The 23,564-nt window shown below is 47.0% G+C and carries 18 protein-coding genes; 16 read left to right on the top strand and 2 right to left on the bottom strand.

The genetic code is table 11. The annotated features are described in order from the left end of the window. Positions 1-472: 472 nt before the first annotated feature. Together QMA01_RS16920 and QMA01_RS16915 are read right to left on the bottom strand one after the other, a co-directional pair. The gene (locus tag QMA01_RS16920; RefSeq protein ID WP_203339066.1) at positions 473-3,196 is read right to left on the bottom strand and encodes a DEAD/DEAH box helicase; all 2,724 of its coding nucleotides are present in this window, start codon (positions 3,194-3,196) and stop codon (positions 473-475) included. Continuing rightward, positions 3,193-4,725: a hypothetical protein gene (locus QMA01_RS16915; RefSeq protein WP_290184003.1), complete on the bottom strand. Its 1,533-nt coding sequence runs from the start codon at positions 4,723-4,725 to the stop codon at positions 3,193-3,195. The genes QMA01_RS16920 and QMA01_RS16915 overlap by 4 nt, the downstream gene beginning before the upstream one ends. A 197-nt stretch (positions 4,726-4,922) precedes the next feature. On the opposite strand from QMA01_RS16915, the gene QMA01_RS16910 reads away from it, so the two are divergent. From QMA01_RS16910 to QMA01_RS16835, 16 genes are all read left to right on the top strand, one after another. Next, a complete protein-coding gene (locus tag QMA01_RS16910; RefSeq protein ID WP_290215543.1) occupies positions 4,923-5,294 on the top strand; it encodes a hypothetical protein in 372 nt (123 codons plus the stop codon). Positions 5,295-5,650: 356 nt separating this feature from the next. Beyond that, positions 5,651-6,121, top strand: a complete 471-nt coding sequence (locus QMA01_RS16905) for a transcriptional regulator (RefSeq protein WP_203339069.1) — start codon at positions 5,651-5,653, stop codon at positions 6,119-6,121. 508 nt (positions 6,122-6,629) lie between these two features. Continuing rightward, positions 6,630-7,454, top strand: coding sequence for a M55 family metallopeptidase (locus tag QMA01_RS16900; protein ID WP_290215542.1), 825 nt, complete (start codon positions 6,630-6,632; stop codon positions 7,452-7,454). A gap of 79 nt (positions 7,455-7,533) precedes the next feature. Beyond that, on the top strand, positions 7,534-8,457 hold the full coding sequence (locus tag QMA01_RS16895) for a S66 peptidase family protein (protein WP_191713578.1): 924 nt from the start codon (positions 7,534-7,536) through the stop codon (positions 8,455-8,457). A gap of 27 nt (positions 8,458-8,484) precedes the next feature. Then, entirely contained in the window at positions 8,485-9,423 is a 939-nt protein-coding gene (locus tag QMA01_RS16890) for a C40 family peptidase (RefSeq protein WP_290215541.1), read from the top strand. Between the two features lie 150 nt (positions 9,424-9,573). Then, positions 9,574-9,804 (top strand): DUF2187 family protein, encoded by a 231-nt coding sequence (locus QMA01_RS16885; RefSeq protein WP_225218304.1) that lies wholly within the window; start codon positions 9,574-9,576, stop codon positions 9,802-9,804. 756 nt (positions 9,805-10,560) lie between these two features. Then, on the top strand, positions 10,561-11,253 hold the full coding sequence (locus QMA01_RS16880) for a hypothetical protein (RefSeq protein ID WP_225218305.1): 693 nt from the start codon (positions 10,561-10,563) through the stop codon (positions 11,251-11,253). Next, positions 11,246-12,544: an efflux RND transporter periplasmic adaptor subunit gene (locus QMA01_RS16875; protein ID WP_290215540.1), complete on the top strand. Its 1,299-nt coding sequence runs from the start codon at positions 11,246-11,248 to the stop codon at positions 12,542-12,544. The genes QMA01_RS16880 and QMA01_RS16875 overlap by 8 nt, the downstream gene beginning before the upstream one ends. Positions 12,545-12,681: 137 nt before the next feature. Further along, positions 12,682-12,951: a YhdT family protein gene (locus QMA01_RS16870; RefSeq protein ID WP_191714464.1), complete on the top strand. Its 270-nt coding sequence runs from the start codon at positions 12,682-12,684 to the stop codon at positions 12,949-12,951. After that, positions 12,948-14,408, top strand: coding sequence for a sodium/pantothenate symporter (gene panF / locus QMA01_RS16865; protein WP_290215539.1), 1,461 nt, complete (start codon positions 12,948-12,950; stop codon positions 14,406-14,408). Before QMA01_RS16870 ends, panF begins: the two co-directional genes overlap by 4 nt. Before the next feature lie 80 nt (positions 14,409-14,488). Next, entirely contained in the window at positions 14,489-15,403 is a 915-nt protein-coding gene (locus tag QMA01_RS16860) for a DMT family transporter (protein ID WP_290215538.1), read from the top strand. A 120-nt stretch (positions 15,404-15,523) separates the two neighbouring features. Further along, on the top strand, positions 15,524-17,137 hold the full coding sequence (locus tag QMA01_RS16855; protein WP_290215537.1) for a M20/M25/M40 family metallo-hydrolase: 1,614 nt from the start codon (positions 15,524-15,526) through the stop codon (positions 17,135-17,137). Positions 17,138-17,949: 812 nt separating this feature from the next. Beyond that, positions 17,950-18,906: a nuclease-related domain-containing protein gene (locus QMA01_RS16850; protein WP_290215536.1), complete on the top strand. Its 957-nt coding sequence runs from the start codon at positions 17,950-17,952 to the stop codon at positions 18,904-18,906. Positions 18,907-19,377: 471 nt separating this feature from the next. After that, a complete protein-coding gene (locus QMA01_RS16845; RefSeq protein WP_290215535.1) occupies positions 19,378-20,469 on the top strand; it encodes an amidohydrolase in 1,092 nt (363 codons plus the stop codon). A 197-nt stretch (positions 20,470-20,666) separates the two neighbouring features. Next, entirely contained in the window at positions 20,667-22,085 is a 1,419-nt protein-coding gene (locus tag QMA01_RS16840; protein WP_290187194.1) for an alanine/glycine:cation symporter family protein, read from the top strand. A 265-nt stretch (positions 22,086-22,350) separates the two neighbouring features. Continuing rightward, positions 22,351-23,388, top strand: a complete 1,038-nt coding sequence (locus QMA01_RS16835; protein ID WP_290187193.1) for a C40 family peptidase — start codon at positions 22,351-22,353, stop codon at positions 23,386-23,388. The last annotated feature ends 176 nt before the right edge of the window (positions 23,389-23,564 follow it).

Below are 23,564 nucleotides of genomic sequence, written 5' to 3'. Positions count from 1 at the left end.
GTCTAAAAGGGGAATCCGGCCAGGTGGGGACCTGGCCGGATTATTTGAAATCATATTAAGTTATATGAATTGAACTAAAGAATTTACCTTTCAGTTCAATCAGGAGTGAAGAAATGAAGATAAGGTTCCAGGCGGACGCTTTCCGCGGACGAAGCTAGCGCAGTGATGCAGGAACATATCTTTGACCCTTCGCAGCCTTCCACTCTTTCTTCTAATTGTCTTCAAAAAATTAATTGTCAGGATATGGAGCAAACCAGTGGAGACTCCCACGGGAGCAGCGCAGCGACATCTGAGAAATCCACTCGGGTGATTAGCCCGAGTTAGTTCGGCGCAAGCCCTTGCAGCTGACATCGCGACGTCCTGTCACACCAGCTGTATGACCCGCATCCTGCGGGCCTGAAAGCGTAGCTGGTTTGCGGAATATCCATAATAGAATCGTTATTGGTATAGATTATTAGTTTAATTTATCTAGTTATAGCGAATACGTGAACAATTCCTTCAAGTCGTTGTCTGACAGATCGGTCATCCACTGGCTGGACTGAATAAACTCTTCAGACATCGATTGCTTTTGCACCAGCAGGGAATCGATTTTCTCTTCGATTGTCCCGATGGTCACAAATTTATGGACATGGACAAATTGAGTCTGGCCGATGCGGTAAGCACGATCAGTCGCCTGGTTTTCAACAGCCGGGTTCCACCATCTGTCCGCGTGGAGAACGTGTGTCGCAGCCGTTAAGTTCAGGCCGGTGCCACCCGCCTTTAGCGATAGGATGAAGATCGGGAATTTGCCGGCTTGGAAAGAAGCCACCAGGGAATCACGCTGCTGTTTCGGCATGCTGCCTGTCAAGAACGGCACTTCATGGCCATACAGCTCATTGATGGCCTGCTGCAATAGATGCCCCATACCGATGTATTGTGTAAAGATCAAACATTGTTCCCCGCGTTCCGCAATTTCCCCGGCCAAGGTCACAATGCGCTCCAGTTTTTGAGAACGGGGCAGAATTTCAGCAGCGTTCGTATACGGCTCTTTTAAATACAGAGACGGATGGTTACATAGCTGCTTCAATTTGCTGAGCATTTTCAACACCAGCCCTTTTTTCTCGAAACCTGTGAGCGTCTCCATTTTCTGCACCGTATCCTGGACGAGCCCTTCGTAAAGAGCGGCCTGTTCCGGTGTCAGTGGACAATATTCCAGCTGTTCCTGTTTTTCTGGCAAGTTCAGTTGAAGGTCCGGATCTTTCTTGGTCCGGCGCAGCAAGAAAGGCTGAATCCGCTGACGCAATTTTTCTTTCGTTTCTTCAGAATTATCGCGTTCGATCGGAATCATGAAGTTTTCCTGGAACTGTTTGATGCGGTACAAGTAGCCTTTATTGATGAAATCGAAAATCGACCATAATTCAGACAGCCGGTTTTCAATCGGTGTTCCGGTTAAGGCGATATGATGGTCGCCTTTGAATTTCCGGATGGTCCGCGATTGTTTGGTATACATGTTTTTGATGTTCTGCGCTTCATCGAGTGTAATGCTTGACCAGTGCAGGCTCTGCATTTCCTCGTCGTCAGAAGATGCAATCCCGTATGTCGACAACACGACATCCGGTTTTTCCGCCGCTAAAAAGGCATTGAATTCCTCGCCTTTCGGACGGATGCTGCCATAATGGGTCACCACTTTCAAATCAGGCGCAAAGCGCTCCAATTCTTTTTGCCAGTTGCCAAGCACCGAAGTCGGGCAGACAATCAGCGATGGCTGATCCGGATTTTTTCCGTGGACATGCAGCAAATAAGTGATCAGCTGAACTGTCTTGCCGAGCCCCATATCATCCGCTAAGCAAAGGCCAAAGCCTTCTTCACGCATGAACACCAAATAATCGAAACCGATTTTCTGGTAAGGCCGCAGCTCCGTCAATAAATTGTTTGGCAGCGGTGTTTCCGGCAAATCACGTTTATCCAATAATTTATCAAGCAAGGTCTTTAAAGATCTATTCAAATGGAATTCCACAAGTGGATCCTCTTCATCCGCTGTTTCATCGAGCATGATTTCCGGTACGTTCTGGAACAACATGTCTTTGATCGTCCAGTCTGCATCTTCGGCTTCTTCGATCATTTTCCGCAGTTGCATCAACAAATTCGAGTCAACGCGCACCCATTCGTTCCCGATGCGAATAAACTCCTTGTTCTCGGAAACAAGACGCTGGAAATCCTGCATGCTCAGTTCATGGCCATTCAATGAAAACTGCCAGTCAAAATTGATGATTTGGTCAAGCCCGACGACCGACGCTTTCTTAATCGGCGAATTGACATTGGCTTTGACGCGGATCTTGGATTCCTGAACGGCTTTTAACCAAGACGGAATCGAGACTTCGACACCGAAAGCCTGAAGAATTTCCGCGTCGTTGCGCAGGAATTCAAGAATTTCGGCATCTGTCCATTCCGCATGATAGAAGCGGTCTTCGTCGAACCTATCGACAGAAGGGCAGAGGCTTAAGAACAGCGATTGGCGTTTCTTGATGTCTTCCGCAAAGGGACGCCATTTCTCCGGCAATGCTTTGTCGATCGGTTCATCTGCTCGGCGCTTGGAAGGGGACCAGTATACACTGCCCCGTTTCGAACGCATGACCACTTTAAAGGACCAAAATTCATCGGCATCCGGCTCACTCAGCTGGACAGCGACAACATAGTCATCGGCATCCGCCAAGCCTTCCCAGCCAGCTTCTTGGACAAAGCCTTGAATGTAAGGCAGTTGGCCAACCGATAAGCCTTTTTGGCGCAATTGATGGTGGATCGTATCGGCAAGGAATGTGCGGATTTCTTCATCGCCGTATGTATCGTTGATGGAAATTTCGCCACCGTCAACTGATACATGATCCCATAAAAGAGGATCGTTGAGAGAATCCGCTACTTTACCGGCAAGTTTCAGCCAAGCTTCGTCTTCCGCACGTTGTCCTGCAAATGTTACATAATGATGCGGTTCGCGCTGGAACAGCCGGACAAAATCAGCAGGCGTCACTATCAAATCCAAGCCATCTGTTTGTGCAGTCAATCCGAAAAAGCTGTCTTTGTCCAGAAAATACAAATATGGCTTCCAGATTTCCGGTGGAATCCGGTTGCCGGCTTCATTGGTCGCCTGGATGCGGAAAAGTTCTCCGCGGCTGATCGTTAAATAGTAGAGGCGGCTTCCTTCAGTTTGGAATTGATTCATATCAGATTTCCTTTCTCGATCTCTTCCTGGAGTGCACGCAGGCGTTTATTCTGTGTGCGGATTTCATTGATGTACGCAGTCCAGAACTCCATTTGACCACTTTTCTTGCAGGCAGCTTTCATCTTCTTCCAGATTCGGACGGCCTGCTTGTAGCTCGGACGATTGCGCTCTTCCAAATAAGCCAGCGCATAGCGGTGCAACAAAGGCAGCACGTAATCAGGCGCTGATGACTGCACTTCCTTCAGTCCACATTCCTCTGCAAAGTAAAGAGGAGAGTTATGCAGATGATGCAGTTCGGCCCATTGTTTGTATAAACGCTTTTCGATCAAATACGCCGAATAGGCGGGAAGGCCGTAATGGCCAAATTGTTTGAATAGATCTTCCCAGTCCAATTCACTCAATTCGATCTGTGAAAACAAGCGGCTCAGCGTCCGCACATATTGGTGCCGGTATTGCGTATACAGGCCTTCAAACAGGAAGGTTTTTACGTGCGGCTTAATTGCTGACAATATATTGGCCAGTGCCTGTGGATGATTTTCAGTTTCCGCAAGAACTGCCAGCTCAACCCAGTCATGGGCTTCATTCGGTGAAATTTTCTTGATATCAAGATCTTTCTTTAAACTGATCGCAAAAAAGGCTTTCAGCCGTTCATCGGGATTTTTCAAGGCAGCCAATTCTTCTTCGCGCAACCTGCTGGTGGTGAACAAATTGGTCCAGAACAGCTGATAAAGAGCAAAACGCTGCGAGAACGAACCGTCCTTCACTTCCATGAATTCACGGATGAGTGTCTTTAAGTATTCAAAAAAAGCATCCGCTTCAAATGTCCGGTGCTGGCCACGCAGCTGGCCAAGCAAGTCGCGCAATTCATGCAGTTCGTCATCGAACCAGGTCTTGAAGAACGAATGGTGCACCTCCTGGGTCCCGGAGATGAAGGTAGCCCAGACTTCCGTCAATGAAATGAAATGGGCATAAGTGCGATAAAGCACTTTCCATTCGCGTTCCAAAGGCACATACGACATCGCGTTTTTCAAACGGCCATCGTACATCTGCTCGAAATAAAAATAATTGCGGGTCGTGTAATCCGGAATCGCTTCGCGCCAGACGCTGCGGATCAGTTTTGTCCATTGCTCAGGAGAGCGCTTCTCGGACAATAAGGTCAGCTGCTTGTTCTCAGGCTCGCGCCATGACGCCACCCATTCGGATAACGAACCGATTTTTTGATAAAGGGCAAAAATAACTGCCAAACGGTGGCGGCACATTGTTTCCTGCGGACAGGCACAGATGGCCGTCAGTTTATCGAAATTAAGAATGACTTTAACTGCATGCGCGTCTTTAACGACGGCTTCGAGCAACAAGCGCTCTTCGTTGAACGACTGAATCTGCACGCCGTCGTGGCGCACTAAAAAGACTGCTTTTCGAACCATTTCTTCATCCAACGCACGCGTCGGGAGAAGGGATTTGTCGATAGCAGCCATATAATTGTGAATCGTATCTTCGAATCTTTTCGCCAGGGATTGAACCGTAGCCATATGCATCGCCCCAAAATAGACTTTCCCTCTATTATACGACTTTCTAAGAGCTCCGTAAACGATGAAGAAAAGTTAATCGGTTTTCAACTCGCAGAATCATTACTTTATTTTCTGATAATCCTTGTTTTATGTAAAGTAAATGGTATTATAAAAGTATAAAAGACCTAATTACAGCGTTTCGGATAGGAGAATGATAGTTGTTCAATTCGTTTGTTTTGGAAATCCCCGACTTGCGTTCCGTTTTGCAGCCGAAAGACGTGGTAGCATGGGAAGTAGTAGACGCGAGAGCGGACTTGGTGTTTGGCAAAATCAGTTGGCAAATTTCATCAGAAGGTGAATGTTACAGCGTTCACAACCCGCGATTGTTTCCGGATCATCTGGAGCAGGTGCAGGTCGATTTCAAAATGAACAGGATCATTTTTCACAGAAGGCAAATGGGAGATGAAGAATTTCATATGCTGATTGCCTATATCATGGACAAAGTATCCATTTATATCAATCCGAACGAAATGCACTTCGTGGTCTCTTCGCCTCGCCATCGGCATCAGCGAACACGTACTAAAAAATAATGAATTCCATTTCAAAAGCTCTTTAACAGCCTCTTTAGGCGGTTGGAGGGCTTTTGTGTTTTATGCGGCGGATAGTATCGCAGAATGTAGGAAGAGGAATCGCTTTGGCTGTTTTGAATTGGACGGCACCAATCAAAATGCTTAAAACAATATAGTTAAAGCTCTGGGCTGCGAAGCAATTCTTTTGTCTCGCAATAATAAAAAAATAATTATTTTATGTCAAAATTGTAACAAAATAATATGCTTAAACGTCTATTATATAAGGTTGTTCTTATGCAAATCTATGTTCGAAAAATGGATTTTATGGTATGATATATGTAATCAGAATATTACGAAAAAAGATGGGGGTGAGTCAGATGTTGCATGTGAAACTCATGAAGCCGTTCTATACGAAGAAAGAAGGGCATTTGGTGAAGTTCGTTTTTGCTTATCAGTACTTCTCTATCATGAAAGACGACGAGCTGTTCCATTTTATTCCGGTGGAAGGCAAGGAGATCATCGTTAACCTCAACACGTTCCAGGTTGAAAATCTCTCCGAAGTCTTCGTCTTCCAAAAAGGCAATCGCTTTATCCGCTTACCTCTCTATCAATTGTTGCTCGTGTCGGATATTCACAGACATCTTCAAGCGATCCTGCAGGAAGAAAGAGCGGAGTTGATCGAAGTGAACGAACAAACTCAAAAAGAAGCGGCCGATGCCATTTATTTCTTGGAACAGGAAAACTACAGCCGAATGATCGATGAGGCATTGAGTTCAGGGGACCGTGAAATGTTCGATGCATTGATTGCCCAACAGCGAGAATCACAACAATTATATGGAGGTTTGTAAAGTGAAATCAGCAGCCTATGGATAGTAACGCCTTTCCGGATAAATGGGGAGGCGTTTTTGTATGGCAAAAAACTGCACATGAAAAGCTCTTTTCCGTTTGAATGGGAAAAGAGCTTTTAGGTTTCTGCGATATTCATAAGTCACCCCTTACATAAGTGTGTAGAAATTGATGAATAGCATAACTGCTGTCGATCCAGCGACTCCGATTGCAAGATCTCCCCAGCCGAGTTCCAGTACTTTGTCAAAATTCATAACGATCCGCTCCTTTTCGATTGGGTTGTGTAAGTGGAAGATCTTACAGGTAAGTTGCAGTGTTTGCTAACTTGTTTTTAGTATAAATGCATCATTCCTAATAAACATCGTACAAAATAACTAAAAATTCTAAAAAATAAAATAAAAAGGTTTTATTTGTCCCGTTTTGCACTAGAACGGCATTTGAACTTATGGGTTGATATTGGTACATTGATTGATAAAAGGCAGTGGAAGTCAGCTGAAAGGGGAAGGTCTCATGAAATTTTATTTATCGATGGATATGGAAGGTGTTACAGCTTTGCCGGATTACACTTACGTCGATTCGGCAGAAGCCAATTATGAACGGGGGCGCCGCTTGATGACGGAAGATGCCAACGCCGTCATCTGCGGTGCAGTTGATGCCGGCGCAACGTCATTTTTGGTCAACGACAGCCATTCGAAAATGAACAACCTCATTGCTGAGGAACTGCATGAAGAAGCGGATTTGATCAGTGGAGGCGTGAAAACGTATTCGATGGTCGAAGGACTGGACAGCAGTTACACCGGTGCTTTTTTTGCCGGCTACCACGCACGCGCTGGACAAAAAGGCGTGATGGCCCATTCTATGATCTTTGCCATCCGATCGATGTGGATCAACGAAGTGGAAATCGGGGAACTGGGATTTAATGCGTACGTGGCGGGTTATCATGGGGTTCCGGTTTTATTGGTGGCGGGAGACGATTGTGCTTGCCGTGAAGCGGAGGCCTTGATCCCGAACGTTACGACAGCGGCAGTCAAAAAATCATTATCGCGTTCAGCCGTTCAGACATTGCATCCGAAAAAAGCCCACATACTTTTGCATGAACAAACCATTCGTGCCATCGAGAATCGTGCCAATGTCAAACCGCTGGTGCCGCCGGAGTCGCCGCTATTGAAAATCGAGTTCACCAATTATGGCGAAGCGGAACTGGCTGCCATGATGCCCGGCTGTCATTTGGAAGAAGGCACGACCATCGTTCATTTTCAGGCGAAAGATATTCTGGAAGCCTACCGGGCTATGCTGGTGATGGCCGAACTTGCCATGCAGGCGAAGTTTTGCTGAATCGTGAGTTGATAATGCTTGAGGCATTTCAGGTTATAATGGGAAAAGCATGAATACAGAAAAAGAGGAGTAGATCATTTTGCGGAAATTGCCAAAACGACTGAAAAAAGGGGATACGGTCGGCATCATCGCGCCTTCCAGTCCACCCAATCAAGAAAATCTGCAAAAAGCACTGCCGTTTTTGGAAGAACTGGGCTTAAAGATCAAGCTCGGCAAATCGGTGGATGCGGCTCATGGCTATTTAGCCGGAACAGATGATGAACGTTTGGCCGACCTTCATGCCATGTTCGAGGATCCGGAAGTGTCCGGCATCATTTGCGCAGGCGGCGGTTACGGCGCTGCCCGCTACGCAGACCGGATCGACTACGCCATGATTATGGAAAACCCGAAAGTGTTCTGGGGATATTCCGACATTACCTTTTTACATACGGCGATCGGGGAATACGCCGAGATGGTTACGTTCCACGGTCCGATGTTGGCATCAGATGTCGGCAAACCGGAATTCCATGAACGGAGCGGCCGCATGTTTGGCCAATTGTTTGAACCGTTTGAGCTGCATTACACAGAGGAAGTAGCGCCGCTTGAAACTATCGTCGGCGGAATTGCGCAAGGCGAACTGGTCGGAGGAAACTTGTCGCTCATCCGCAGCGCAGTCGGCACCAAGTTCGATTTGGATGTCAAAGGCAAGATTTTATTGATTGAAGACATCGACGAAGAGCCTTATGAAGTGGATGAAATCCTGAACCAATTGCGCTTGGCACGCAAATTTGAGGAAGCGGCAGGCATCGTCATCGGCGATTTCAAAAATGCCAGCCCTAAAAAGCGTAAGCCATCACTGACCTTGGATCAGGTATTCAACGATTACTTTGGCGACTTGAAGATTCCGGTAGTGAAAGGCTTTAAAATCGGCCATTGCGAACCGCATTTCTCTGTGCCGCTCGGCGCACTTGCACGGCTGGATGGCGATGCCAAAACTTTGACCATCCTTCCGGGAGTTGAATGAACGAACAATAGAAACGGAGTGAAGAATTTGCTGCAGACAGAATCTACGACGTGGGTATGCAGTGTGCCGGTTGCGACCGTGTGGACGGCGCCGGAAAAAGCGCGTCCGGTCGACGCGGAAGGCATTACGGAAAATCCCAATATCAATAAATGGCTGCAGGAAATGAGCCGTGAGGACAATAAAGACTTGACTGACAGTGGCCGTATCCAAACACAGCTTCTTTACGGCGAGCCCGTGGTGATTGAGGAAGTGGTGGACGGTTGGGCGAAAATTATCGCATTGTGGCAACCGTGTCGCAAAGACGAGCGAGGCTATCCGGGATGGGTCCCGATGACTCAGCTGAAGGAAGTCGAAGCGCTGACCGAACTCGGCTACGCCCGTGTAACGGCAAATAAAGCTCAGCTATGGACAGAAAGCTTCGCGCCTTTGAAAGCTGTATCTTTTAATACGCTGCTCCCGGTTAAGGAACTCGGCGAATTCGTCCGCCTGCAAACTCCGGATGGCGACGCTTTGATCATGGCAGATGCTGTGGAAATTGTCGCTGCCTATAACCAGAGTCCAAGAGGGAGCGGTCTGGACATCGCCAAACTAGGCGCCGGGTTTTTGGACCTGCCTTATTTATGGGGCGGCATGTCGAGCTATGGTTATGACTGTTCCGGATTCACCTATAATTTAATGAAGGCGAACGGCGTCATCATTTCGCGCGATGCTGTTGATCAGTCGCTGGAAGGACTGGAAATCGATAAGTACGACCAGGATGCCTGGCACATCGGTGATTTGCTGTTCTTTGCTTATGAAGAAGGAAAAGGGAATCTCCATCACGTTGGGATTTACTATGGCAATGGATTAATGCTGCATTCCCCGACGCCGGGAAGATCGGTGGAAATCATTGAACTGGCCGGCACAAAACACGAAACGGAGTTATGCGCAGTCCGCCGATTCATGAAAATGGAAGACCATGACTAAAGAAGAGATATCCTCTCTATATTTTCCAAAAGCCTTCTGACACCGGCTTTGTGAATAAAATCATTTGGATCGGGTGTTGGCTGAGAGGTGAAATGGGTGGCGAAATGTGTTATAATGTATAGATAGTGTTTTAAAAAGAGAGGCGTGGTAATGATGGCATTCCAACCCCATGAAAAAGAAGTATCAGAATTCGTAGCAGCCCGCTACATTGGCGAATGGATTTCTTTCACTCGCAACGGCGTCGATGTTAACGGCACCATCTTTAAAATTATGGACAACTCGGTGATTGTTGAAATTTCACCAGAAGACGCAAAAGAAATTGGTGCGGCATCCAACATGACCGTAATTTCACATAAGAAATACCGTATCATCGAAGAATAATCTCAGATGGGAAGAAGGCTGTTCGCCAAGAGCAGCCTTCTTTTTTTTATGGTTTTTGAGTGGTTCTGTAAGTAGCTTCGACCGCTCTGGAAGGGGTTTCCGCGATAATCCAGGAAGAAAAGAGGGAGATAATAGCTTTATAGTGTCTCTATAAATCGCTTCGGCTGCTTTGGAATGGGTTCCGCGATAAGCCAGGCAGAAAAGAGGAAGATAATAGCTTTGTAGTGTCTCTATAAGTCGCTTCGGCCGCTTTGGAGTGGGTTCCCACAATAAGCCAGGCAGCTGAAGATCGCTGCCTGGCTTATTGCTCCACCCACTCCGGGGGGGCGGCTCAGCTGGGGGATGGGGTGATACAAGCATCTGTTTTTGTATGGAATAAATAGGTAGAGAGAGGTTCTGGAAACGCTCGGCAGCGGTGGTGCACGCGCCTTTGCTTAGGATGTGTGAGGCTACATGAGGTTTTGTAGTTGTACAGGATGAGTTTGGGGTTCTACAAGAGTAAGTCATGCTTCTACCTTAACTAGTTTCTGCTCTACATGAAGTTTCTTAGTTTCTACATGAATATCATGGAATTGTGTGCGTGCCAGGCACGCGCACAATTTCTCCCGCTTATTCACTTCAACCAATTCCCTATGCCTTTCGGCTCAAACGTTTTAAATATTGTAAAATGTACCAGCTGATGCGTTCCAAAGAGGTTGTTTTTTTGGTAAAGTATAATGAAGCAGAACGTTAAATGCCTTGAAAGGACCAACGCGCATGATATCAGACTTTAAATTCTGGCACTTTTTCCCAAGACAAGGGCAACTCATACATAATTTACAAAACACCGAAATGCGCAATGTCAGTAAACGCATTGCCTGGATTATTGCGATCGGCTTGCTGGTTTTCGCTCTCGGGGAGATTTGGGGCATGAACACAGAATCGCTGACGCCGTTACTGGCAGCGGGCATGTGGGATGCGTATACATTGGCACGCTGGACTTCACTTGCCGGAACACTGCTGTGGGCGGGCTTCTATTTGGCTTTCCATCTTTACATCGCTGCTTTTTTATTCAGCAAAATGCTGAGGATGCCATGGCGTGCAGCGATTGTCATGCAAACTTATGTGACAGCTTTGCTGATTATTGAAAAAGGATTGATTTTCCTGCTGTTTGCCTTGACGGGCTTCACGATGTCCGTATCGATTTTTTCATTCGGACCGATTGCCTCGACGTTTCTGGACAACGAATTTTTAATTTATTTCTTCAACCAATTGACGTTATTCACGTCTTTGATCATTGCGATTCAGTACCGGTTTATTCGTAATTTCACGAAAATCAATCCAAAGCTGATTTTGCTTGGTTTGATTCTGCTTCATATTGTTGCAGCGTTGATCGTAGCTTCATTTAGCCTGATTCCGGTGGACGATATGCTGAGAGGTTTTATGGAAGGGGGCAATCCGTTTGAATAGATTCTTTTTCGTAGGTTTGTCTATCGCGGTCATTGCCTTTTTGACGGCAAATACTTTACTGATGTTCGGTGAGAAAAGCATTTTGCCAAAAAGCGTCTATGTCGGCGAATATCAACAAACGTATGCGCGTACATACGACACCCATTTGTTCAAAGAAGCATTGACAGCACCTCAAGGGACTGTGGAAATCTATGTGCAGGACCACGAAGCGCTTCAGCAGTGGATGGTTAATGAAGGCGACAGCGTAACGGCCGGGTCGGAACTTGCCAGTTTGAACGAAGCGGAATCCGAGGAACAGCGCAAGGTTTGGGAAACACAAAAGACTGCTTTGGAAAGCCAGCGGACTGAAGTGCAAAGTTCACTCACTGCGCTTCAACAGGCGCGGGCTGCTCAAGGCGGACCTGTATCACAAGACAAAGCCGACAATTCCGAAATTACCAATGAAGACGATGAAACCATCAAGTTCGACGTGAATGTCTCTGTCGGTGTCGCGGTTCCACAAGATGGATCTTATGCGGCGGGCATTGCGCAGGCGGAACAGCAATTGGCTTCGATCGAATCCCAATTGGCGGTACTCGATGCTCAATTATCGCAAAGCCTGTCGAACCCGTCAGTCATCAGCCCGGTAGATGGAACGGTTTCAAAAATCAACCGGGATACAGAACCATTAAGCATTGAGATCTATTCGAATGAAAAAATATTCCTCAGCTATGTGCTGGCAGATGAATGGCCATTGGTTGAAGTTTCGGACCAAGTGGATATTGAAGGGCAAGGGATCGAAGGCATTGCGACTGGAACGGTTATCAGCGTTTCCGAGATGCCTGCTGAAGAGTCCAAATGGCTCGTGGCCTATCACCAATTAGATCCAAAAGAACAGACTAACCCGCTGGCCTATTACGAAATTCGGATTGCAGCGGATGCGCCGGTTGAAAGCAAGATGCCGTTTGGCAGCAACGTCAACACCGCTATCGCCTTGGAAACAGCGGAAGATGCTGTTGCCCTTCCGATAAACTGGCTCTTCGACTACGATGGCAGCGCCGGGAAAACCCATACCTTGAACATCAATGGCCGTCCGGATGTTCTGCCGGTCGCCACCAATTTTGAAGTAAGCGGCAAAGCCGTGCTGACTGAAGGACCGGAAGCGGGAATTCTGGTTCTCAATGAAGAAAAGCTTGAGAACTTCACTGCACCGCCTAAAGTCTTCATGCCGTTTCCAAATCGTCAGCCGAATTTCGACTATGCCAAGAATACGAATTGGCGTGCGTATGTCGAATATGTACTGGCCCGATAAAATCGAGCAACTCGACCCGAAAGCAGCTGCTTTCGGGTTTTAAATTGGAAGAAAAGCGGACAAATGGGGTTAATCTGCAGCGGGCAATGGTGTACGATAGATGCAGATGAAAAAAGCGGATGAACGGAGTGTATGAAATGGAAGAAACGGATTGGCGATTTAAAGTTGCCCACCGGGAAGCAAAAATCGGCGTCGGCTTGGCGTTGTTCAATTTTGTCTGGTGGTTCGGCTTTGCGTACGGCATGGGCTCACGGCCGGTAGAGGAATACAGCTACGTCTTCGGCTTGCCGGATTGGTTTTTCTACAGCTGCGTTGTCGGATTTTTGGTGATTGCGGTTCTGGTGATCGTCATCGTGAAGTTCTTCTTTACAGATGTGCCATTTGAAGAAGAGGAGGACCTGCAATGAATTACGCAGTTTTAGTGCCGATGATCGTCTTTTTATTGATCATCTTCTTTATCGGCTACTGGGCAAGCCGGAAATTATCAACTACCTCCAACTTTGTCAGTGATTATTTCCTTGGCGGCCGTGAACTTGGCGGCTTTGTGCTGGCCATGACCATGGTCGCGACTTACGGCAGTGCTTCCAGTTTCCTGGGGGGGCCGGGCACTGCTTACACGATGGGATTCGGTTGGGTATTGCTTGCCATGTCCCAAGTGGTCACCGGTTATTTTGTGCTGATGATTCTCGGCAAGAAATACGCCATTATGGCACGCCGCTACAAAGCAATTACAATGATCGATTTCCTGAAATCCCGTTATGACAGTTCAGCCGTTGTGCTGCTGTCGGCGCTCAGCATCATTATTTTCCTGTTTTCCGCTATGGCCGCTCAATGGATAGGCGGCGCTCGCCTGGTGGAATCACTGACTGGCTTATCGTATAACTCGGCTTTGTTTTTATTTGCGATCAGTGTGCTTGTCTACGTGACGATCGGCGGTTTCCGTGCCGTGGCCTTGACGGATGCTGTGCAGGGAGCAGTTATGCTGATCGGGACGCTGATCTTGCTGATTGCCGTCATCATTGCGGGCGGGGGCATTCCGAATATCGTCAATGACCTCATCAATGAAAACCCGAATTTGGTGACGCCGTACGGAGCAGAAGGCGATTTAAGTGCTGCCTATGTGTCGTCGTTCTGGATTCTGGTTGGTGTCGGCGTTGTCGGCCTGCCGCAGATTGCAGTGCGGGCGATGTCTTATAAAAACTCGCGCTCGATGCACAGAGCGCTGATTATTGGAACGATTGTCACCGGTTTTATTATGCTGAACATGCATTTGATCGGCGTTTTTGCCCGTCCGGTTATGCCGGGCATCGAAATCGGCGATAAAGTTATTCCTCTCATTGCGTTGGAAACTTTGCCGCCTTGGGTCGCGGGCATTGTTCTGGCTGCCCCGATGGCTGCCATCATGTCGACAGTCGATTCATTGTTGCTGTTGGTCAGTTCATCCATTGTCAAAGACGTCTACTTGAATTACATAAAACCTGATGCCACCATCAAAACCATCAAGCGAGTGTCGTTCGGCGTCACTGGCATCTTGGGCGTAATCGTCTTTCTGCTTGCTCTGGATCCGCCTGATTTATTGATCTTCCTGAATTTATTCGCATTCGGTGGGTTGGAAGCAGCCTTTATTTGGCCGATTGTGCTGGGCCTGTATTGGAAATGGGGCAATAAATACGGGGCGATCGCTTCGATGGCTACGGGCATCATCAGCTATATCGGCTTGCATTTCTACAACCTGGAAAACGGCAACCTGTTCGGCGTCCATACCGTGACTTTGCCGGTGCTGCTGTCGCTTGCAGCGTTTATCGCTTTCAGTTTGCTGATCGGCAGAAAAGCTTATAATTACAACACATCATCGATCAAATAAAGTTTTGGGCGTTTACAGATACCTGAAACAGGCGTAAAATACAGCCTTATATTCGGAAAGTTGAAAGAAGGTCTTCGCGAGTGAATCAGTGGAAAATTTATGGCATCCTGACAGCAGTTATGATTGTCTGGGGCTTTAACTTAGCCTCTGTTAAATACATGGTCGCGTTCGTGGACCCGGTCACATTGACGGCGTTTCGGATTTTGCTGGCCGGCTTGTCGGTCATCGGCATCCTGGCTGGTTTCAAAATGCTGCGCTGGCCGGCCAAAAGTGACTGGAAATACATTTTTCTCGGTTCGCTGCTGAATGTCGTGGGCCACCATTATTTCCTGTCGAATGGGCTCAGTCTGACTACCGGCTCGAATGCCGGGTTAATTCTTGGGACAGGTCCGATGCTGACAGCGGTGCTGGTTTCATTGATCATGAGAAACGTGCCGTCTCGCCTGCAATGGCTGGGGGTAGTGGTAGGTTTTGCGGGAGTAGCCGCGACCGTACTGGTGGGAAATGGCGCAGCCACTGGTTTGAACCTCGGAGACATTTTCGTCTTCCTGTCGATTCTGGCACAGGTGCTTAGTTATATCGTCATCGCCAATGCCGCACGTTCGCTGGATCCGCGCTTGTTGACAGGCTATATGTTTATTGTGGGGGCCACGGTTCTGTTCATCATCTCGCTCATTCAGGAACCAGGTGAAATCCGAGCATTCGCTGCGGTGCCAACGTCGTTTTGGGTGGCATTCCTGTTCTCGGCCATGCTTGGAACAGCGGTCGGCCATATGCTCTATAATTATTCAATCGGTCAGGCGGGTCCGACTAAAGCCGCCATCTTCATGAACTTGAATACAGTATTTTCTCTCGTGGGAGCCAGTGTGATTTTGAATGAACAAATTACTGCCGGCCACTTATACGGACTTGTGCTGATTGTCATCGGAGTGTTGTTCGGCTCCGGTGCAGCAGAAGATTTATTGAAGAAACGCAAAAAACGGCTCTCACAATGAGCCGTTTTTTTTATGGAGGAGTATCTATGCTTTTTTCGCGCCCTCTTTTTATTTGCAGCCAAGTTCACTATAATAGAAGAAAGTTAGACAGCTATGAACAATCAGGGGAGTGAACAAGCCGTGGCCACATTATGGGGAACGCCAGAGAAATTACAGGATTTATTGTGTGAACTTGTCAGTTGGAAAAGCCTGACTTTGACAGATGGAGAAGTGGAGTTTGCCTATAAGTTGAAGGATAAGCTCATGGAGCTTCCGTATTTCCAAGAACATCCGGAATATATCGGATTGGGTGAAGTGAATTGGGAGCGTCAAAACGTAACAGCTCTCTACAAGCATCCGGAAGCCGTTGATACCATCGTCCTGCTCAGCCATTTCGACACCGTCCATACAGGAGAATACGGAGATCTGGAACCTTTGGCGTGCAGTCCTTATAAACTGGCAGAGGCCTTTAAGTTAATCCGCGACGAACTGGATGCGGATACGTTAAACGACCTTGATTCCGGCGAGTATCTTTTCGGCCGGGGCACCATGGATATGAAAGCGGGCTTAGCGCTGCACATGGCATTGATCGAAAAAGCCTCCATCGAAGAATGGCCGATCAATTTGCTGCTGATGACCGTACCGGATGAGGAAGTCAACTCGGCCGGCATGCGCTACGGTGTTTCCAAGCTGCTGGATCTTGAACGTGAACACGGACTTGAATTTATTCTGTTCCTGAACGGCGAACCTGTTTTTGCAATGAAACCCGGCGACAAGGCCCATTACCTCTACACGGGATCAATCGGAAAAATCATGCCATCGGCGCTGTTCTACGGCAAAGAAACGCATGTCGGTGAACCATTGTCAGGCATTACATCAAGCTACATCTCGACTTATCTGACACATCGCATGGAATGGAATCCGAATTTCAAGGAAGTCGTCTATGGCGAAACCACGCCTTTGCCGGTAACTCTGACGCAACGTGATTTAAAACTGTCTTATTCTGCGCAGACGCCTTATCGCACGGCTGCCATGTACAATGTCTTTATGATGGAACGTACGGCGGAAGAAGTTTTCGAGATTTTTGAGACCGTTGCCAATGAGGCGGCAGCACACTGCGAGCGCGACTACCACGCGATGTGCGAACGCGAAAACATCGAACCGGTCGGCAGTATCCGTGTCATGCGCTACGAAAAGCTGATGGAATATGCACTCAATAAATTCGGCAATGACTACGTCACCGATTTGCTGCGTGATACGCTGATGCATCCTGAATGGGATGTGCGGGAAAAATCGATGCATGTCACCGACATCCTGCTCATCAACTGCCAGGAACTGACGCCAGCCATCGTGCTGATGTACGCGCCGCCTTACTACCCACCCGTCAATTCATCCGAAAACGAGCTGGTGAAGCTATGCGTCGAACAAGTGACAGCCAATGCCAAAGAAAAGTTCAACCTGGACATCGAACAAGTCCATTATTTCAACGGCATTTCAGACCTCAGCTACGTCAACTACAACGACCAAAGCGACGGCTGGGTCACCTATGAAAACAACACACCTGTCTACGGCGATCCCTACAGCATCCCGTTCCAGGCAATGAAACAATTAACGGCGCCCGTTTTAAACGTCGGCCCTTACGGCAAAGACGCCCACAAACGCACCGAACGCCTCCATATCAAAAACACATTCGAGGAAATGCCTATTCTCTTAGAAGAAATGATTCTCTCGATCCCTGTAAAAAGCCACCGTTGAGGTGGTTTTTTTCTTTGGCTAGAAAAGATTACAGGGCAGCAGTGAAAACTAAAAATGGGAGAATAATGAGAGCAAGCAAACTGCTTTCATCGTTTTAGTTCAAGGGCTGTTTTGTGGCTTTTCGCGCGCGAAAAGCGTGTTTTGGGGTTGGCATATGGGGTGTTGGGCGAGGGAGGGGGTGTGAGCGGGGGGATTCGTGTAGGGGAGTGAGATGTTTAGGTAGGCGAGTGGATTATTCATGTAGGGGGATGGGATGTTCAGGTAGAGGGGGTGAAATGTGAGGTAGGGATGTGAGGTTCGTGTAGGGGAGCGAGATGTTCAGGTAAGCGAGTCGATCGTTCATGTAGGGGGTGAGATGTTCAGGTAGAGGGGGTGAAATGTGAGATAGGGGTGTGTGATTCGTGTAGGAGAGCGAGATGTTTAGGTAAGCGAGTGGATCGTTCATGTAAAAGGGGGGAGTTGTTTAGGTAGAGAGGGTGAGATGTGAGGTAGGGATGTGTGATTCGTGTAGGGGAGTGAGATGTTTAGGTAGGCGAGTCGATAGTTCATGTATGGGGATGAGATGTTCAGGTAGAGAGGGTGAAATGTGAGATAGGGATGTCTGATTCGTGTAGAAACGTGAAATGTTTAGGTAGGAGGATGAATAGCTCATTTAAAGGGACAAGAAGTTCATATAGAAAACGAAAATCCTTACTTTAATATACCTTCAAATCTCATATTTGGGCACTATAGAAGGTTCAAAACTCGCATTTGGATATAAATGGTAATCTCTTCTTTTATCTGCTAGACTAATGAAAAAAAGGAGAGATGTTATGATCATTAAACACCGTGAAAAGCCAATGAAAATTGAAGGGTATGAAGCTTTATTGAAAAGGATTTCCCCGACGCACCCCAAACGGGCAACTGTTAAAAATAGCCTCAATAATGCCAAAGCGGGCTATGGTGGGGAAGAGCGGCTGGATGAGGCGCTGGAATTTTTTGATCCGCCTTATCCACACCGGATAATCCAAGATTTTTCATTAGGAGAGGGATTTAAAATCCAAGTGGACACAGTTGTGCTCACACAGAGTTGTGTATTTCTGTTGGAGATCAAAAACATCGCTGGCAAACTCGAGTTCAAGCAGAATCCGAGTGCGCTGCATTCGATTTCAGCAACCGGAGAAATTAAAAGCTACAAGAGCCCCATCGCGCAAATGAACGAAACCGCATTGCGCATGAGCAAATTTTTAAAAACTCTTGGATGTCCGTTGCCGGTGGCCAACGTGATCATCATCGCGCACCCCTCTCAAATTGTTGAAGGCGCACCGCCGAATGTCCGAGTTTTGGCTGCTGGAGAAGTCAATGTTCACTTATCGGAAATGAAATTGCCAGCACCGGTTCTTTCTATAGAAGAACTTCATCAGCTCGGAAGCCGCTTAGTGGTTACGCATAAAGAGTACCAGCCTTTCCCGCTCGCCCCGAAATTTCAAATCGATCCTTCGGAAATCGAGACCGGCGTCTTTTGCCCCCGCTGCATACTTGGCAAGATGGAAAGAACGCAGCGTGCCTGGGAATGTGAAACATGCCGGCTCGTCAGCCAAGATGCTCATGCAGCTGCATTGCAGGATTGGTTCATGCTAATTAAATCCACTATCAATACAGCCGAATGCCGCGATTTCATCGGCTTGAAAAGTTTGGATGCAGCGAAGCGGTTCCTTATCCGAAGTGGTTGCCAACCCGTGGGCGGCCGGCGCTATCGCCAATATATCCGTCAACCTCAGGAAAAATGAAGTATGATCATTGAAGTTGTAAAACTTCATGTAGAAAGCGGAGTTGTTCATGTAAAGGATCGATCTGTTCATATAGACAAGCTAAAACGTCCTGTAGGAGTCCGCAATTCATGTAGAACCCAACAAACTTCATGTAGAAAGTGGAGTTGTTCATGTAAAGGATCGAGCTGTTCATGTAAAGGATCGATCTGTTCATATAGACAAGCTAAAACGTCCTGTAGGAGTCCGCAATTCATGTAGAACCCAACAAACTTCATGTAGAAAGCGGAGTTGTTCATGTAAAGGATCGATCTGTTCATGTAGACAAGCTGAAACGTCATGTAGGAATCCATTATCCATCCAGAACCTCAAAAGCTTCACTTAGAACCCCTCAAATAATAGACGCGTTCTCATTAATCCTTCACCCAGCCCATCTCCTCGTGTACAATCAAATTATCAACATGAACTTCTCAACCCAAAGGAGATAATTACATGGACATCGAACAGCAAATACTGGAATATTTTCAGCATTTCCATACGCATCCGGAAGTGAGTTGGAAAGAAGTCGAGACGACGAAGAAACTGGCAGCGATTATGACAGAGCTTGGCATTCAGCACCATACGTTTCCGGATGTCACCGGTTTGATTGCTGAAATCGGCGAAGGACCTGAAGTGGTGGCCGTACGTGCGGATATCGATGCGCTTTGGCAGGAAGTGGAAGGCAAGCTGCAGGCCAATCATTCTTGCGGACATGATGCCAATATGGCCATGGTGCTTGGCGCGCTGTTGCATCTGAAAGATGAAACACTGACGAAACGTATACGTTTTATTTTTCAGCCGGCAGAAGAGCGGGGCAACGGTTCGTTATCGATGATCGAGCGGGGAGCAATCGATGGGGTATCGCATTTATACGGAGTGCACTTGCGTCCGATTGAGGAGTTGCCGTTTGGCCAAGTGACGCCTGCGCTTCATCACGGATCTGGGATTTTCCTGAGAGGAAAAATCATGGGAGTGGATGCCCATGGAGCCCGTCCGCATCAAGGCAAAAATGCAATTGACGTCATTGCGGCGATTCACCAGTTCGTGAAATCAATTTATTTTTCGCCATTCGAGTCGTATTCAGCGAAGCTGACGCATATTGAAACGGGTGGAGACAGCTTAAATATTATTCCGGGAAGCGCTAAGTTTTCGATGGATGTCCGCTCCCAATCAAACGAATTAATGGCGGAACTTCAGCGCAAAATAGGTGAAGGTTTAACAGCAATCGCCAATCTGCATGATGTCGATATCTCTTTTGAGTGGACGGACTATACGCCTGCGGCAGAAGTATCGGAAGTCGCCATGCAAATCGCCGATGCCGCTATCCGGGAAACTTTGGGTGATGAGGCTACAGCGCCGCCGGTCCATACAACAGGAGCAGACGATTTTCATTTTTATACAATCAAAAAACCGCAACTGCATGCGGCGATGATTGGAATCGGAGCGGATCTCGCACCAGGGCTGCATCATCCGGACATGAATTTTAACCACGGGGCCCTTGCCATCGGTGCGCGGGTATTGGCCCATACATTGAAAACAACTTAAGCCACTATTTCCCGGGAAATAACTTAAAATACAAACAACTCTTATGTAAGAAAGTCGCATGGTATGATGAAGCGAGCCGATATCCGAGACCCTCTCAACAGAGGGTCTCATTTTTCTATCCGCCAGGAAAAGGAAGTTTCTTTCCAGTGGAAACAGGGTATTGTTAATAAGTTTACTAATAAAGGAGGAGAACAGAGATGGATGCTTTTTTAGAAGGAATCACGTGGTTCGTCGATAACGTCAATACTTTGCTCTGGACATACATATTAATTGCACTTCTATTGGGTCTTGGCCTTTATTTTACAATTCGCACCAAATTCGTCCAGGTTCGTCTATTCGGCGAAATGTTCCGTGTCATCACTGAGAAAAAAGATGGAGACAGCGGGGTATCCGCATTCCAGGCTTTTACAATCTCTACAGCCTCACGAGTAGGAACAGGAAATATCACCGGTGTCGCATTAGCGATCGCTATTGGAGGACCAGGTGCAGTTTTTTGGATGTGGATGGTCGCCATCATCGGAATGGCCACTGCATTTATTGAAAGTACACTAGCGCAAGTTTATAAAGTGCGCGATGGTGAACAATTCCGTGGTGGGCCAGCCTACTATATGGAAAAGGCGTTGGGAACCCGCAAACTGGGAATCGTCTTTGCCATACTATTGACTTTGGCATTCGGTTTTATTTTTAACTCGGTCCAATCAAATACGATTGCCCAATCATTTGGAGATGTTTTCAATATCCCAGATTGGTCAGTAGGAGCCGCTCTTGTCCTATTGACGGCCGTCATCATTTTCGGTGGCGTTAAACGGATTGCGCGTGTTACTCAAGTCGTTGTTCCAATCATGGCTGTTGCCTATATTTTGGTAGCACTTTATATTGTGATCATGAACTTTACTGAAATTCCAGCGGTCTTCAGTTTAATTGTGAAGAGTGCATTTGGCTTAGAAGAAGCAGTAGGCGGCGGAATTGGTGCAGCCATCATGCAAGGCGTTCGCCGGGGCTTGTTCTCCAACGAAGCCGGTATGGGTTCTGTGCCGAACGCTGCGGCATCTGCTAACGTCTCGCATCCAGCCAAACAAGGTCTTGTACAAAGTTTAGGTGTTTTCTTTGATACCATCATCATTTGTTCTGCGACAGCGTTCATTATTATCTTGGCAGACCTTTACTCGAACGGCGAACAAGAAGGCATCCTTTTGACACAAGCTTCATTGAACGTCCACTTGGGCGATTGGGCTCCTTATTTCTTAGCGGTAGCAATCCTTTTCTTCGCTTACAGCTCAATTATCGGGAACTATTATTATGGGGAAACGAATATCGAGTTCATCAATGCCCACAGTGCTTGGTTGCTGGCTTATCGTATCGGGGTATTGGGTATGGTAATGTTCGGTGCGTTGGCACAAGTTCAACTGGTTTGGAACATGGCTGATCTGTTCATGGGCTTCATGGCCATACTCAACTTGGTCGTTATCGCTCTCCTCGGAAAAATTGCTTTCAAAGTTTTGGAGGATTACACAAGCCAGCGCAAAGCGGGCAAAAATCCGGAATTCTTTGCTAAAAATATTCCAGGCTTGAAAAACACTGAGTGCTGGGGCGACAAAGAAAATCGCCACGAATAAATAAATATCTTAAAAAGACCTTTTTGCCATCAGGCAAAAAGGTCTTTTTTCGTCTATGGCGGTTCTTTTAAACTAGTTAAAATCTAGACATTTATATACCTGTAATGTCCTAAAATTAAACATACAAATAGGCAATGTTACGCAACTGTAATATAACTGTAACATGATATGGGAGTTTTTACTGATACAATCAAAAATATACTAAATAAGTAACTAACGGTAGATGCTTGATCACCATCCCGAAATCCCACACAAGAGGTGCTATGTGAAGAAACGTCTAATGCTTATGATAATTGCTGTTCTTTTATTATCAGCCAACCCATTCAATGCCACCGAAGCCAATGCAGCAACACCCAATGAAATTACAACATATGCCAATAAATTTAAAGGAACACCTTACAAATTCGGAGGAACAACACCATCAGGATTCGATTGTTCCGGTTATCTACGCTACGTTTTCAACAACTTCGGCATTTCAATTCCAAGAACTGCCGCTGAACAATACAAAATTGGAACAGGCGTCAGCAAAAGCAATCTTAAAGAAGGCGATATGGTATTCTTTTCGGGTACATACAAAGCTGGAATCTCTCATGCCGGTATCTATGTCGGCAATGGCAACTTCATTTCTGCAACGAGCAGCGGTGTAACGGTTGCCAACTTAAACACCAATTCATACTGGGCTCCAAAATACACGGGTGCCCGCCGTTTGAGCGAAGTCAAAAATGTGGCGACACCGGTATCGAAACCTGTCGCAAAACCTGTAGCCAAAAAAGCTCTTCCAGTCGGCCAGTATTATGATGTAGCGACAGGCCACTGGGCAGTTAAAGAAATCAAAAGCTTGAGCACGCAAAGCATCATCACAGGATACGATGTCAGCTTGTTCAAACCGAACAATGACGTATCAAGAGCGGAAGCGGCAACGATCATCGCACGCGCATTAAAACTGAAGCCAGTCAAAAGCTCGGCTTTCAAAGATGTCCCTTCATCGCATTGGGCAGCCGGCAACATTAACGCAGTCATGAAAGCGGGAATCGTCCAAGGGCGTTCGCCTGGCCATTACGCGCCAAACGCCAAAATCACCCGTGCAGAAATCAGTAAAATTTTGACCAATGCTTTTGCGCTAAAAGCTTCGAACTCTTCAACCTCTTTCAAAGATGTCAAAGGACATTGGGCTGAAGGATCAATCAACAGCGTAACCGCAAGCAATTTAGCGACTGGCTACAAAGACGGCACATTCAAGCCGAATGCCAACGCAACAAGAGCTGAATACGCAACATTTGTTCACAGAGCTATTAATAAATAATAGATGGTTTTAGTCGCAGACCCCCTCGGTTTTATCGAGGGGGTCTGCTTTTTTTGGTATATAAGGTTTTTGTTTAGGGGGAAGGTTTGTGTGGAAGTGGGTGATTTGGAGGTGGGTGGATGAGGGGCTGGTAGGGAAGTGAGATGTTCATGTAAGGGCGTCTCTAGTTCATGTAG

This window comes from Planococcus notacanthi, from assembly GCF_030407825.1.
GTDB classification, from domain to species: domain Bacteria; phylum Bacillota; class Bacilli; order Bacillales_A; family Planococcaceae; genus Planococcus; species Planococcus notacanthi.
Note: the sequence above shows the minus strand (reverse complement) of the source record. Positions and strands in the feature narration are given on the sequence as shown.

Excerpts from the sequence above, each read along its gene's own strand:
- QMA01_RS16880 (WP_225218305.1), top strand. The coding sequence starts at position 10,561 with ATGATATCAGACTTTAAATTCTGGCACTTTTTCCCAAGACAAGGGCAA.
- QMA01_RS16885 (WP_225218304.1), top strand. The coding sequence starts at position 9,574 with ATGATGGCATTCCAACCCCATGAAAAAGAAGTATCAGAATTCGTAGCA.
- QMA01_RS16845 (WP_290215535.1), top strand. The coding sequence starts at position 19,378 with ATGGACATCGAACAGCAAATACTGGAATATTTTCAGCATTTCCATACG.
- QMA01_RS16900 (WP_290215542.1), top strand. The coding sequence starts at position 6,630 with ATGAAATTTTATTTATCGATGGATATGGAAGGTGTTACAGCTTTGCCG.
- panF (WP_290215539.1), top strand. The coding sequence starts at position 12,948 with ATGAATTACGCAGTTTTAGTGCCGATGATCGTCTTTTTATTGATCATC.
- QMA01_RS16870 (WP_191714464.1), top strand. The coding sequence starts at position 12,682 with ATGGAAGAAACGGATTGGCGATTTAAAGTTGCCCACCGGGAAGCAAAA.
- QMA01_RS16850 (WP_290215536.1), top strand. The coding sequence starts at position 17,950 with ATGATCATTAAACACCGTGAAAAGCCAATGAAAATTGAAGGGTATGAA.
- QMA01_RS16920 (WP_203339066.1), bottom strand. The coding sequence starts at position 3,196 with ATGAATCAATTCCAAACTGAAGGAAGCCGCCTCTACTATTTAACGATC.
- QMA01_RS16905 (WP_203339069.1), top strand. The coding sequence starts at position 5,651 with ATGTTGCATGTGAAACTCATGAAGCCGTTCTATACGAAGAAAGAAGGG.
- QMA01_RS16915 (WP_290184003.1), bottom strand. The coding sequence starts at position 4,725 with ATGGCTACGGTTCAATCCCTGGCGAAAAGATTCGAAGATACGATTCAC.
- QMA01_RS16840 (WP_290187194.1), top strand. The coding sequence starts at position 20,667 with ATGGATGCTTTTTTAGAAGGAATCACGTGGTTCGTCGATAACGTCAAT.